10 protein-coding genes and 1 pseudogene are annotated in these 12,818 nt (G+C 69.4%); 5 read left to right on the forward strand and 6 right to left on the reverse strand.

Going from position 1 to position 12,818, the window contains the following annotated elements:
* Nucleotides 1-57 precede the first annotated feature (57 nt).
* Both ACFV6V_RS00005 and ACFV6V_RS00010 read left to right on the forward strand, forming a co-directional pair.
* Entirely contained in the window at nucleotides 58-594 is a 537-nt protein-coding gene (locus ACFV6V_RS00005; RefSeq protein ID WP_385557116.1) for an Ig-like domain-containing protein, read from the forward strand.
* Nucleotides 595-873: 279 nt separating this feature from the next.
* A pseudogene (locus ACFV6V_RS00010) lies at nucleotides 874-1,599 on the forward strand (helix-turn-helix domain-containing protein).
* Nucleotides 1,600-1,635: 36 nt separating this feature from the next.
* Here ACFV6V_RS00010 and ACFV6V_RS00015 read toward each other — a convergent pair.
* From ACFV6V_RS00015 to ACFV6V_RS00030, 4 genes are all read right to left on the reverse strand, one after another.
* Nucleotides 1,636-2,946, reverse strand: coding sequence for an LCP family protein (locus ACFV6V_RS00015; RefSeq protein WP_385556613.1), 1,311 nt, complete (start codon nucleotides 2,944-2,946; stop codon nucleotides 1,636-1,638).
* 67 nt (nucleotides 2,947-3,013) lie between these two features.
* Nucleotides 3,014-4,480, reverse strand: a complete 1,467-nt coding sequence (locus tag ACFV6V_RS00020) for a N,N-dimethylformamidase beta subunit family domain-containing protein (RefSeq protein WP_385556616.1) — start codon at nucleotides 4,478-4,480, stop codon at nucleotides 3,014-3,016.
* A 241-nt stretch (nucleotides 4,481-4,721) separates the two neighbouring features.
* Nucleotides 4,722-5,387 carry a TOPRIM nucleotidyl transferase/hydrolase domain-containing protein gene (locus ACFV6V_RS00025; protein WP_385556619.1) on the reverse strand — a complete coding sequence of 222 codons (666 nt, stop codon included), beginning with the start codon at nucleotides 5,385-5,387 and terminating at the stop codon, nucleotides 4,722-4,724.
* Nucleotides 5,388-5,732: 345 nt separating this feature from the next.
* A complete protein-coding gene (locus tag ACFV6V_RS00030) occupies nucleotides 5,733-6,191 on the reverse strand; it encodes a carboxymuconolactone decarboxylase family protein (RefSeq protein WP_385556622.1) in 459 nt (152 codons plus the stop codon).
* An 82-nt stretch (nucleotides 6,192-6,273) separates the two neighbouring features.
* Between ACFV6V_RS00030 and sigJ the strand changes: the two genes are divergently transcribed.
* The 3 genes from sigJ to ACFV6V_RS00045 all read left to right on the forward strand — a co-directional run bounded on the left by sigJ (nucleotide 6,274) and on the right by ACFV6V_RS00045 (nucleotide 9,953).
* Entirely contained in the window at nucleotides 6,274-7,158 is an 885-nt protein-coding gene (gene sigJ, locus ACFV6V_RS00035) for an RNA polymerase sigma factor SigJ (protein WP_385556625.1), read from the forward strand.
* Between the two features lie 303 nt (nucleotides 7,159-7,461).
* Nucleotides 7,462-9,222 (forward strand): protein kinase, encoded by a 1,761-nt coding sequence (locus ACFV6V_RS00040; RefSeq protein WP_385556628.1) that lies wholly within the window; start codon nucleotides 7,462-7,464, stop codon nucleotides 9,220-9,222.
* A 431-nt stretch (nucleotides 9,223-9,653) separates the two neighbouring features.
* Nucleotides 9,654-9,953 carry a hypothetical protein gene (locus ACFV6V_RS00045; RefSeq protein WP_385556631.1) on the forward strand — a complete coding sequence of 100 codons (300 nt, stop codon included), beginning with the start codon at nucleotides 9,654-9,656 and terminating at the stop codon, nucleotides 9,951-9,953.
* A gap of 151 nt (nucleotides 9,954-10,104) precedes the next feature.
* Here the strand turns inward: ACFV6V_RS00045 and ACFV6V_RS00050 are convergent, their stop codons facing one another.
* Together ACFV6V_RS00050 and ACFV6V_RS00055 are read right to left on the reverse strand one after the other, a co-directional pair.
* Nucleotides 10,105-10,833 (reverse strand): PepSY domain-containing protein, encoded by a 729-nt coding sequence (locus ACFV6V_RS00050; protein WP_385556634.1) that lies wholly within the window; start codon nucleotides 10,831-10,833, stop codon nucleotides 10,105-10,107.
* Nucleotides 10,834-11,114: 281 nt separating this feature from the next.
* Nucleotides 11,115-12,695: a hypothetical protein gene (locus ACFV6V_RS00055; RefSeq protein WP_385556637.1), complete on the reverse strand. Its 1,581-nt coding sequence runs from the start codon at nucleotides 12,693-12,695 to the stop codon at nucleotides 11,115-11,117.
* Between the last annotated feature and the right edge of the window lie 123 nt (nucleotides 12,696-12,818).

Consider the following 12,818-nt stretch of genomic DNA (forward strand, 5'->3'; position numbering starts at 1 on the left):
TTCGCGGGCACAGGCGGCGAAGGCGACACCGTCACGCTGACCGAGTCCGGCACCACCATCTGCACCGCAACCGTCGACACCAGCGGCGAGTGGACCTGCACCCCGACAACAGCCCTCGCAGACGGCCAACACACCATCCTCCCCACCACGCGAGACGCCGCAGGCAACACCACCGACGGTGACCCGATCACCATCACCATCGACACCGTGCCTCCCACGACGCCGGTCATCACATCCCCAGCGGACGGAACGACACTCACGGGCTGCCGATGGAGTCGGCCGAACGGACCGGAGCGGACAGGTCGTGGAGGGTGCACGGTGTCCTTCGCCGGAACCGGTGGGGTCGGCGACCGCATCGCCGTCGTCGAAGGCAGGCGAGTCGTCTGCTCGGCGACCGTCCACGCCGATGGAGACTGGACATGTCGGGGGCGCGTTGCGGATACCCACCGCAGTCACACCTTCGTCGCTGTTGCCACTGGTAGGAACGGTGCCACGGCGCAGAGTGAGCCGGTGACCGTGACGATCGCGTCGCGGCATCGTCCGTACAAGGGCTGGCCCCACACCGGTCCGCGAGAAGCCGCCTCGGCGCTATAGCAAAGCCGTGCGTCATGAGGTGAGGGGACACCGGCCCGCATGAGCTCCGCGGGCAGCCAGACCTGGTGACACCGAAGAAGATCGAGCTGGCGAGGCTCCCTGTCAGACGCGCGAGACATTTGATGGCTCGACGTCGCGGCAGGGAGCCTTGTCTGTTCCTCTCCCCGCCCGTGCGGCACCACCCGACCATCTGGCACGGGATGTCGGTCCGGCGGGGTGACCAACGTGATGAACGCGGACGGGCAATCAGCGCGGACGAGCAATGAGGAGGAACCAGGAGTGCTGGAGCGGCTCAATCAGGCTCTGGAGTACATCGAGCAGCGCCTCGATCTGACCATCGACGCGGCCGAACTGGTGCCTATCGCAGTTGCTTCGGGGTACCACCTGCGCCGAATGTTCTCGGCGCTCGCGGGCATGCCGCTGTCGGAGTACATCCGCCGCCGACGGCTTACGGTCGCGGGCGCCGAGGTACTCGCAGGGGACGAACCGCTGCTGGAGATCGCGGTGCGCTACGGGGACGGATCCGGCGAGGCATTCGCCCGGGCGTTCCGTGCAGTACACGGTGTCGGGCGGGGCGAGGCCAGGCCCGCGGGCACCGACCGAACCGGGGAAACACTGAGTGAACACGTCGCGCCACAGATGCTGAATCGCCTGCGGCGCTGGACCGGACGTGGTGACACCGCCAGCTGCCGGCTGGAACGGCCAGAGCCGTCGTGCCATCCGGCGGGTCCGCGCACGTGATCACTCCGTGGTAGCAGTCGAATTCGCTGCCCTCGGCACGACCCGGGTCAAGGTCGTCACAGGCCGAGTCGACGCCGCGCGGCTCTTGGTCCGACAGCACTGACAGCGCTTCTGAAGCGATGGCGCGAATGGACCGCATCATCGCCGGCGATCCGTATCCCAGGTCCCGAGATCCTGCGCACCTGCCTGGCGCAGGGCGGAACGGAAGCGGACGCGGAGCTGTGGCTGCCGCCGGAACGAGGTTCCGCGCCCGTGTCCCGGTGACCGCCGACGTCAGCGGTGCAGCGCGGATGCCGCCGTCTAGCCGGCGCAGCGCAGCTGACCTGCCGTCACGGGGGCGCCTTCTGCGACGTTGCGGTCGTAGGTGACCGTCCTGACCACGACGGGATCGGAGCCGACGGCGATGCCGAAGACCGCATCGGTCCGCGGGTCTGCCTGGAGGCGTGCCCCCGGGAGTGCTGCGGCGAGTGTGGAGGCGTCCGCTTCGTGTCCTGCGGGGTACGTGATGACCGGAGAGCCCACGGGCCGCACGGGCGGAGCCGACGCCGATGTGTCCGTGACGACGAACTTGTTGCGGCGAAGTGCCTCGGCCACGGTGGCGTCGTTGACGCGCACCCTGATTCCGGCGGGGTTGGTCTCGGCACGGGTCTCGGGGACGGGAAGGATGCGCGTGTCGCCCGTGAGGGGACGGTCGGCGCCCAGTGCGTCCCACAGGGCGCGGGAGCGGGCCTCGTGCCAGATGAGTGTGGAGCCGACACCGGGTACCCGGTGGTCGAAGTCGGAGATCGGCACAGTGGCGAACTCGGTCTGTTCAGGTGACAGCCGGCCCAGTGCCCAGCCGATGCGCACAAGGTCGCTCAGGCTCGTCCGTTCGTCCGTGCGTACCGACTCGAGCAGCGTTTGGGCGGTGAACGCGGCGCTCACCGGATCGGTCAGTGCTCCCCGGACGGTGAGGTCCTTCAGCATGTCGGCGAGCAGGCGCTGCTGGCGGCGGACCCGGCCGAGGTCTCCTGGGCGGTTGATGTGCCGGGCGCGGGCATAGCGCAGTGCGCCGTTGCCGTCGATGCGGTGGGTTCCCGCGGTGATGTCGAGGCCGGAGTTCTCGTCCTTGAGTGGCTTGTCGGTGCATACGGTCGCCCCGCCGAGGTTGTTGACCGTCTGTTCGAAGCCGGTGAAGCCGGTTTCGAGGTAGTGGTCGATACGCAGCCCCGTGGCCTTCTCCACCGTACGCACGGTGAGCGGTCCCCGGCCGAGCTTGAACGCGCCGTTGATCTTGGCCCGGGGGGCGGGGTCTGTGGATCCCGCAGGCGTGGCGTACTGGACGTAGCTGTCCCGGGGGATGGATACGACGCTGGCGCGGTGTTCGTCCTCGGAGAGGTGGACGAGCATCATCACGTCGGTGCATTCGCATCCCTGTCCGCCGACATGCAGGCGTCGTTTCTCGGCGGCGGACAGTCCGGAGCGGCTGTCGATGCCCACGATCAGGATGTTCGTGCCGCGACCGGCCGGCTGGGCCGGCGGTGCGTTCGTGGCGGAGTCGGCATGGCCTGTGAGCCAGGGCGCGGTGGCCATGGAGGACAGCAGGGCCAGCCCGACGGTGAGTCGGCGCATCGCACACCCCCGGAAGAGACGTAGGGGAACATGTGTGACCGTAGTGGGAATCGGAGCCGTGACCGTGTTACGGGGCGACCGGCGCGCCGTCCCGGGTGTAGTGGTCACCCACGTTGTCCAACGCGGGCCGGGTCAGGCCGGACGGGCCTTGCGCGAATGCGTGCAGGACGTTGGCGGTCACGGTGCGGGTGAAGTCGCCGGCCCGCCCGTCCAGTCCGTGGTTCACCCCTTGGCGTGCCGGCCCGGTCGCCTTCAGCGCCTCGACCCAGCGCATGGTGCCGGTGGCGAAGAGGCCCGCACCGCTGCTCAGCGAGCCGTAGGTCATGTCCGCGTGCGACGGCCGTCCTTTGCACACGACGGGCGAGTGCGCCAGGATCTCAAGTGGCCGGGGGGTCGGACGTGCCGGATCGACACGGTCGAACTCGACCCCGACCAGGTGCGGGAAGGTGTCGCCCGTGCGTGCGGCGGTGCCTGCGAGCAGCCAGTGGTCAGGGTGGGAGACCACGAGCGGGGCATCCACCGGGTAGCCGTCGTAGAGCACCCCGAGCAGGGCACTCTCCGGTTCGGGCGCGGGTTTGCGGCGGTAGTCGTTGGTGGGGGGCAGCCCCTGCTGGAAGCCGGGGTCCTTGGCGTAGTCGTCCTTGTAGCAGACAGCCAGCCGGTCGGGCCCCGCACCGGTGGGCTCGAACCTGATGCGGCGGTAGCAGCAGTTGGCGCCGAGGACGGCCAGGTTCATCCCCTGGTCCCGCGCCGAGGTCACATGCTGCCGTTGCTCCGGGGACCAGTATTCGTCGTGTCCCAGGGAGAGCATGCCCACGGCGCCGTCGAGCAGCCGCGGCGCCCGGGCGATGTCCACCCCTGTGGCGTAGGCGAGCGGCAGACCCAGGCGCTCGGCAAGCGCGACGAGCGGTGCCTCGTAGACGAGGTACTGGCCGGCGCCGTGCCCGTTGTCGTAGGGACGGTCGAAGGAGACCGCGAGCGCACGGGATCCCTTCTTGCCGTCCGGGCCTTTGTAGAGGTCGGTGCCGCCCCACGTGTTGTAGGCCTGCCAGGTGGCCACCGAATTGACCACCACCATCCGGCCCGCCACCGACGGGGACCGCACGGTCAGCGGCACATAGCGCTGCCCTGCTCCCGCTTCCGCGTCGAGCCGTAGCAGGTAGCAGCCTTCCGGCCACCCGGAGGTGTCCACCTCCACGGTGCGCTGCCAGTCGCAGGACACCGTCCTCGTCGTGTCATCGGTCAAGGGGGGAGGCTGGGACGTACCCGGGAGCCTTCCCGAGCGCCATACGAGACGGGCCAGTGCTCCGCCGTACCAGCCCATTCTGTAGGCCGAGACGATGTACGAGGCGGCCGTGGTCGACACTCTCAGAGCGACGGGCCGGCCCGCGCGCACGCTGGTGTGTTCGGCGAACCCTTCGATGGCTCGGGCCGGTCCCGCATGCCCGATGCGCCAGTCGGGAGCTCCCGACCGGAGATTCTCCTCCCGGACGTCGAGCGCGTGCCGCCCGTCCACGAGCGGCTCCGCAGCCACGCTGCTTCCTGGCCAATGGCTCGCCGAGGCAAGGGAGACGGCAGCAAGCCGCAGTACCTGTCTGCGATGCGGGGGCAGCGGGCCCGCGTCTCCGGATGCCCCGGCCGCTCCGCCGTCGTGAGCCATCGCCCTCCTCAGCCGCTCGGCCGTCCGCACTCCCCTCTTTCTAGTCCAGCGGTATCCCGATGCCCGGTACGCCGACCACCTCGGCGCGCCACTGACCGTGCCTGGCTGGAGCCGCTCAGGACGCGGCGAAGACGTGTTCGGTGAGACGCTCCAGCGGCCGGGGAATACGTGCGAGGTCCAGGCGGGCGACCAGCGCCCGTGCGTAGAGCGCCTTGCGTCCGCTGTGCGTGCCCATGAAGCGCCGCAGTTGGTGTTCGACGGGACGTGACCGTTGTGCCGGCTGGCCTTGGAAGGTGTGGAAGGGACGCATCTCGCCCTGGGCGTCGATCACCTGCCGGACGCCGTCGGCTCCGAGTGCGCGGATCAGCTCGTCCTCGAGGTCGGCGACGCACACGTGGAACCCGAGTGACTCCAGCCCGGCGGGCGTGAGGCCGGTCCCGAGACCGACCCGCTCCAGATGGCGCCGGAAGTGCCGCTCCTCACCCGTGTCGCAGAGCCCGGCCAGAGGGAGGTCGAGCCCGCAAGGGCCGCACACATCCAGAAAGCGCCCGATGTTCGTCGCGCCGCCGAGCGGCACGACCGCGATGCCTTCCGCGCCGAGGTCGCGGCCGTGGCGGGTGGCCAGTGTTTCGAGTGCGACCTGATCGCTGCCGCCCTCGACGAGCACGACCATGCGTACGCTGCCGGCCAGCTCCCGCGCCTTCGCGGCGGCTGCGCCCGCTCGTGCTCCACCGGCCGCCCACGCGGCCAGGGCATGGCGGAACCGCGTCAACTCGTCCACGAGACCTCGCTTCTCCGGCTGTCATGCTGGCACGGCCGGGATCCGTGTGCACTCGGGTTTCCCGGCAGTGGCACGCTCCTCTTCGCCGGGCCCGGGCCGTTCGCGCCGCGGCGCAGGGTGGGGACCACCGGCCCCTACCGCGCTGTGGTGGGAGAAGAGCGTGTATGTGGGGGTCCATGGGGAAGCGCTGGCCGGACGGTGACTGCACGACACCCGACGACCGCAACGGGCCCGCTGTACCGGTCCTCGGTGAACCGCAGCGCGTCCGCACGGCGGTTCACCGAACCTGCCCGCTGCGCCGGTACGAGCCCGGCCGTGAGCCGGACCCGTACCGCGGCGGACACGTCAGACCCCCATCGAACCCGCGACCTGACGGGTCGCCGCGTTGAGCCGGTTCCAGACATTGATCGCTGCGATCGCGAGCAGCAGGGCGCTGAGCTGTGCCTCGTCGTAGTGCTCGGCCGCCTCGTTCCAGATCGCGTCCGGCACCGGGTCCGAGGAGTCGGCGATGCGGGTGACGGCCTCCGTGAGGGCCAGCGCAGCACGCTCCGCATCCGTGAAGAACGGAGCGTCGCGCCAGCCCGCCACGGTGTCGATGCGCTCGTCGCTCGTACCGGCCTTGCGCAGGTCACGGGCGTGCATGTGGACGCAGACGCCACAGCCGTTGATCTGGCTGGCCCGCAGGTTGACCAGTTCCAGGAGCTCGTCCGAAAGACCCGTCGACTTCGTGGACTTGCCCAGGGCCAGCAGCGCCTGCATGGCGGACGGGACGACGAAAGCGGGGTGCTTCATGCGTGCTTCCATGATTTTCTCCTCAAGATCGAGTCTCTGTGGCTCGGTTCGGATCGTCACTGCACTGACGGATCGCGACGGGAGAATGTGACCGGTGGACGAAAAGATTCTTCTGGCGGAGCGCTTCGAGGCCGATCGGTCTCATCTGCGCTCCGTGGCGTACCGGATGCTCGGCTCGCTGGCCGAGGCCGATGACGCTGTTCAGGAGACATGGCTGCGCCTCAGCCGCTCGGACACGAGCGAAGTGGCGAACCTGGGTGGGTGGCTGACGACGGTCGTGGGCCGGATCTGCCTCGACATGGTGCGGTCCCGGACATCACGGCGCGAGGACCCACTGGACGTGTACCTGCCGGATCCGATCGTCAGCAGCATCAGCGGCACCGACCCCGAGCAGGAGGCGATGATCACCGACTCGGTCGGGCTCGCGATGCTCGTGGTGCTGGACACGCTGCCGCCTGCCGAGCGGCTCGCCTTCGTGCTGCACGACATGTTCGCGGTGCCGTTCGACGACATCGCGGACATCGTCGGGCGCAACGCGGCTGCGACACGGCAGCTCGCGAGCCGGGCGCGGCGGCGGGTGCAGGGCGCCGTGCCGGAACCGGAGACCGATGCCGCGCGGCAGCGGAAGGTCGTCGAGGCGTTCGTCGCGGCGTCGCGCGGGGGCGACTTCGAGGCGCTCGTCTCGCTCCTGGACCCGGACGTCGTGCTGCGGGTGGACGGCGGCGCGTTAGCTCCGGCGGTGTCGAAGCTGGTGCGCGGGGCTCAGGAGGTGGCGAGCCAGGCCTGGATGTACCGGCGCTTCGCGCCGCTGGCCCGCCTCGCGCTCATCAACGGCGCGGTGGGCACGGTCACAGCCCCGGAGGGCGAGGCCATGTCGGTCATGGCCTTCACCGTCTCCCGCGGCAGGATCGTCCGGCTCGACATCCTCGCGGACCCGTCGCGGCTGGCGCGGATCGATCTGACCGTGCTGGACGCCTGAGTCGACCGGTCGAGGGCGTCGTCGCGGCAGATCCCGGCTCGCCGACAGGAGTGGGCAAGCCGGGGTCTGCTGTGACGGTGGCCCACGAGACGGGTCCGGTGCGGCCCGGCGAAGGAGCACGCAGAGGGCAGAGCGACAGAGTGAAACGATCGGGCAGAAAGCATCAGATCGGAAGATATTCAAGCATGAAGCGCATAAGCCCCACGGCGAGTCGCCTCTCCGGTTAGCGTTCCGGCGACCGGTCACCAGCCCAGCGGCGGAGGACCGGGAGTGTCCGGTGGGTGTCGGGATGGGGGCGAACGGGTGCGGGTGCTCGCGCAGCGGTACGAGTTGGTGGAGGCCGTGGGGCGCGGTGGCATGGGAGAAGTGTGGAGCGCGACGGATCGTGAGCTCGCCCGTCGCGTCGCCGTGAAGGTACTGCCGCCGGAACTCACCCGGTACGAGGAGTTCCGCAACCGCTTCCGCCGTGAGGCGCGGACGGTCGCGTCGCTCAGCCACCGGGGTATCGCGGTGCTCCACGACGTGGGCGAGGACACCGAGGACGGCGCGTCCGGTGAGAGCACTCCGTTTCTCGTCATGGAGTTCATCGAGGGCCGCACCCTGGCGCAGCTGCTCGCCGACGGCCCGTTCGCGGTCGAGCGGGCCCTCGCCGTCGCCCGGGACATCACCGACGCCCTCGCCCACAGCCACGGACGCGGTCTCGTGCACCGGGACATCAAACCCTCCAATGTGATGCTCAGTTCCGACGGCGACGTCAAGATCCTGGACTTCGGTATCGCCAAGGTCATCGCGGAGACCTCGACCCGCCTGACCGTGACGGGCATGGCCGTCGGGACTCCCGCGTATCTCTCACCGGAGCAGCTGGAGGGCCGCTTGGTGGACGGCCGCTCCGACGTGTATTCCACAGGGTGCCTCCTCTATGAACTCCTCACCGGTCGCCCGCCGTTCATCGGAGACTCACCGTTCGCGGTGATGAACCAGCATCTGAGCAAGGAACCGCTGAGCCCCTCGCTGCTGCGTCCGCAGATTCCCGCGGAAGTCGACGCCGTGGTCCTGCGGGCGCTGGCCAAGGGCTATGAGCAGCGCTACGCGGGTGCGGCGGAGATGCGCCTGGCGCTGACCGAAGCCCTGGAGCGCCGCCCGGTTGCGGCCGGCGCTCCGGCATCCGGGCCAAAGGAGACGGAGGTGGCGCAAGCACAGGCACCCACGCGGACGGCGGTCCCGGTGGTCCCGGTGGCCCGAGTGTCCCCGGAAGCCGTTGTCCCGGTGCCTCCGGCTCATGCGCCGGACACGGCCGGCACTGACGCCAGGGCGAGAACGGCCGGTGCGACACCGTCCGTGGCGGTTGCGGACACGGTCGTGCCAGGTGCCACGCCCAAGGCGGGCAAGCGCCGGTTGTCGGTCCCCTTCGACCGCGTGGCCGCGGTGCTCGGCATCGTGGCCTCCGGCCTCGCGGCGCTCGGCATCGAGGACAGTCCGTATGTGGTGGCGTGGGCGGCAGCCGCGGTGCTCGGGCTGGGCGTGTGCCGCTGGCTGCCCCTGACCTCGGCCCTGCTGTGGTGGGGTGCCGGAGCACTCGTCTTCGCGGGGATCGAGTCCGGAGGCCGCGGAGAGGGGTACGACTACACGTACGTCTCGGAGTCGGACTTCGACAGCACACTCTATTCCTACAATCCGGACGACGGCTCGTATGCGGAACTCCCCGAGGACTCCTGGGGCTACAGCGTCTTCGAGAAGAACTACGACGACACCTACAGCTCCGCTTCGGGTGAATCGAGCTTCTCCTACGACGAGCACACAAGCCATGAGGCGCTGGGCATCCCGGCGCTTCTCCTGGCCGCACTCTGCTTGTCCAGGTCCATGCATCCACGCCGCCGCTCGGTGCTCGGGGCCGTCTGCGGGCTCATGCTGAGCGGCCTCGGAATCGGCTGGCTCGCCTTCGGTGCGGTTCCGCAGACCGGCGTGTACGCAGGGGTGTGGGGCCTGGTGATCGTGGCGTCTTCCGTCATCGAGGTGCGCCATCGGCGTTCTCTGCGGCCGGGGAGCAGCGGCGACGCCTCTTGACAGCCCAGGCCCGCCCCCTCGCATGCGAGGGCGACGACCCATCGCTCCCGATAAAGCCGATACGGCATATCAGCCTCTGAAAAGAGTCGCCGCATTCCCTTACCGGAAAGAGGACGGCTGGGCGGGTGAACCCATGCGCCGGTACGGGCAATCGAATTGACATCACATCACGCGGAAGGGACCGTGTCGCAACCAAGCCAATTCAGCCATCGACAACAGGTGAGGAAAACATGCCCTCCCGTTCAAAGTGGTGCGCCGCGACAGCCGCCGTCCTCACACTCTCGTGCCTCGCGGGTTCCGCATCCGCGGCCGGCAACCCCGTTCCTCTGGACTGGGGCACCGGCAAAGACCGTACAGTGGTGATCCACCTCGAGACAGCGGGCACCGGGAGTCCGACATTCCTACCCAGTGCGGAGGAGTGGGCCACCACCGTGGGCGGCCAGATCTTCAGCACCGACGACCTCCTCCGCGACGGTGAGCCCTACGGGTCGGAGGTGACGACCTGCGTCACCGCGAGCGTCTCTCCGACGCACGCCACCCTCTGCCGGGGCAGCTTCCTTCTTCCCGGTGGCGAGATCACGTGGGAGCACGCACAGCTCGACTCGGCCGCCACCCCGTACGACGTCGCCATCACCGGTGGCACCGGCGACTACAAGAAGGCCCGCGGTTACGCCCGTATCGAGCGCACCGAGGAGTTCGGCGGCGACTACTACCTGCACATCATTCTGTGACCCGCTGAGCCCGCTTTACCTTCAGGAAAGGGCGGGCTGCCGGGCGGCGCAGAAATGGCGAAGCTCCTGACAGCCGGGGTGGAAATCAAGATCAGCCACCCGCTGTCAGGAGCTTTCGCCGTTTCCGGCGGTGCTTTCGTGAGGCGGGGACTCAGCCCTGGTCGTCCTGGTTGTCGTCGTTGTCCTTGTCGACCTGGTGGACCTGCGCACGCAGGACCTTGCCATTGGTGGCGTCGATGGCGACGTTCGCCACGGTCCAGTCGTTCTGGTCGACGATGTCGACCGACCACACGGGGGCGTTGTCGTCGCTGTCCAGGTGGACGTCGGTGACGGTGCCCTGCTGCTTCCCCGTCGCCGTCTTCACAGCCTGCTCCGCGGTCACCTCGGCCTTGCCCAGCATGTCGGCGACGGCACTCTTGTCGTCGGCGTCCTGATCGGTCTCCGGCTCGGACTGGAGCACCTTGCCCGACACCGCGTCGACCAGGACCCTGTGCACGGTGCCGTCCTTGGTGGCCACTTCAGCGGCCCACTCAGGACTGCCGGGGCTCGGTGCGGGACTGACGGTGCTGCCTCTCTGGAAACGGGACAGGTCGATCTCGACCAGCTCGCTCCCGGAGACTTCTCCGACCGCAGTGTCGGCCGCCTTGTCCCAGGTGATCTTGGCTGCGGGGATCAGGGCCTTGAGTTCCGCCAGGTCACCGGTGTCTTCGGTGTCGGCAGGGCTCGGGGAGCTGTTGCCGCCGTCTGTGGCGGTCGGCGCAGCCGCCGAGCCCTTGGTCCCCTCGTCAGCGCTGCATGCGGTGACGAGGAGGGCGGTGCAGGCGAGGAGGCAGGTGGGGAGCGCGACGCGCAGTCGGCGCGCGGATGGCGATACGTTCATATCGGCACGCGTAACCACATGTTCCGCGCCACAGACAGACCGTCCCGAACTTCACCCGATCGTGCCACTACTCGGGTGATGCCCGGCTTCACTTGGCGGCGACGTGGCGCAGCCCGAGGCGGCGGCGAACACCGTGGCCTCCCTCGTGGTGCTGGGCTCACCGAGCCCTATGGGCACAGGCCGCTGACCGCGGGGCCGACGGCGACGGCCGTGGCACCGGGCGCGGCGGCCGGGTCCGGTCGTCGCCGGGTGCCGGGGGTTCGTTCCGCGTGCGTCGCCCCTCAGTTGCCGTCGTGCACGGAGGCCAGGCCGTTGAACACGCCGACGTAGGCCGTGCCGTCCGGGCCCAGAGTGATCGGCGCCCAGCTGTTGTCGTAGCCCGCTCCAGTGCCCACGAACTGCTTCCAGCGGGTGTGTCCCGTACGGAAGTCCACGGCGGTCAGGTACCAGGCGTCGATACCGCGACGGTCGGGGTCCTTGGTGTACAGGTAGATCAGCCCGTTGCCGGTGGACAGCTTCGGGACGACGGACGGGGACCGCTCTCCGCTCTCCCACACGGTGTCGCATCCGCTGGCGTCCCGCCGCACGTCGATCCGGGTGACTCCGCCGGTGATGCTCCGGCCGAGGGTGAGCGACGTGATGTTCTCGTAGCCGTAGTTGTTCTCGACGACGAGGCTGTTGCCCCAGCTGATCAGGGAGTTGTCCGTCGTGGACGCGCCTGAGGCGAAGACGGGGATCTCGCACACCAGCCGGCGGTCGGCGGGCACGTCCGCGCCGCGCCGGTAGACGAGGACGTGCATGCGGTCGTCGGCGTTGTCGGTGATCGCCACGTACCTGCCGCCGTCGCCGAAGATGTCCGGAGTGGTGCCCGAACCCTGGTTGACGGAGCCGGGCTTGGTGCCGGTGCCCCGGTCGTAGGGCGCCCGCCACACCATGGCGGGGGTTCCGTCCGCCGCCGCGGTGAACTCGTAGAGCGCGTGGTCGGAGACGATCGACACACCGTCGGCGGCGACGGAGAAGGAGTTCTGGATCTCCTCTCCGCTCAGCCGGACGGAGCGGATGGCGCCCGTGGTGGTGTCGACGGTGCCGATCCGGCCCTGCCGGGTGACCCACCAGATCCGGCCCTGCCAGTCCGGCATGACGGAGGTGACCGGATCGCAGGTGCCGGTCGGATGGAGGTTGGTCCAGGTCACGCAGTCGTGAGGGACGTGACCGGTCAGGTCCCAGTCGTCGGTGACGGTGAACGCCCAGCTGCCGTCGGGCTTCTGCCGGTGGGCGAGACGGACGAGGTGTTGCCGGGAGTCCGCGAGCACCAGCCGGTCTTCGTTGTCGAGGTACGAGTAGGCACCGCCCGAGGTGTCCTTGAAGATCCGCGAGAAGTCCAGCCGGGTGATCGCCTCCACCGTGGACGGGCGTTGCGGAAGCCTGTACTCGGCCAGCGTCGCCAGCGTGTGCGGGTCGAGCAGCTTGACCAGGAAGCCGGTGAAGGTCCCACACACGGTGACGATCCGGCCCGCGCGGTCGAAGGTCACATTGGCGCACTCCCCGCCCAGCACCGCCATGCGTTCGCTGCCGGACCGCGGGTGGTCACCGAGCGGGCCGGACCACGGGTAGGTCGCGCTGCCCCAGCCGTCGGCGTGCATCCCGGAGCGGCCGTTCGCCGCGAGGTAGGGGTGCTGCGGGGGTTGTGTGCCGGGGAGCGGCTGAGCGGTGGCGGGGGCACCGACGTAGGGGTCGACCAGACGGTGGCCGGGGGCCTTGGGGATCGGGTCAGCCAGCGTGGGCGCGGGTGGGGCAAGGGCCGTAGCCGCGACCAGCGACAGGGTGACGGCCAGGGCACGGCTGAACGTCCTGCGGGACATGCGACTCCTCGGGGTCCATGCGATTGACGGTCGCACCGCGGTGACCATAGGAGCGCGCGCTCGAAGAGTCCACGGAATCACGGGAGTTGTTCATGATCCTGCAATGAGCCGTACGCCAAGGAC

Source organism: Streptomyces sp. NPDC059828, from assembly GCF_042731955.1.
In the GTDB taxonomy this organism is placed as follows: domain Bacteria; phylum Actinomycetota; class Actinomycetes; order Streptomycetales; family Streptomycetaceae; genus Streptomyces.

Excerpts from the sequence above, each read along its gene's own strand:
- ACFV6V_RS00015 (WP_385556613.1), bottom strand. The coding sequence starts at position 2,946 with ATGCGCCGACTCACCGTCGGGCTGGCCCTGCTGTCCTCCATGGCCACC.
- ACFV6V_RS00030 (WP_385556622.1), bottom strand. The coding sequence starts at position 6,191 with ATGGAAGCACGCATGAAGCACCCCGCTTTCGTCGTCCCGTCCGCCATG.
- ACFV6V_RS00050 (WP_385556634.1), bottom strand. The coding sequence starts at position 10,833 with ATGAACGTATCGCCATCCGCGCGCCGACTGCGCGTCGCGCTCCCCACC.
- ACFV6V_RS00055 (WP_385556637.1), bottom strand. The coding sequence starts at position 12,695 with ATGTCCCGCAGGACGTTCAGCCGTGCCCTGGCCGTCACCCTGTCGCTG.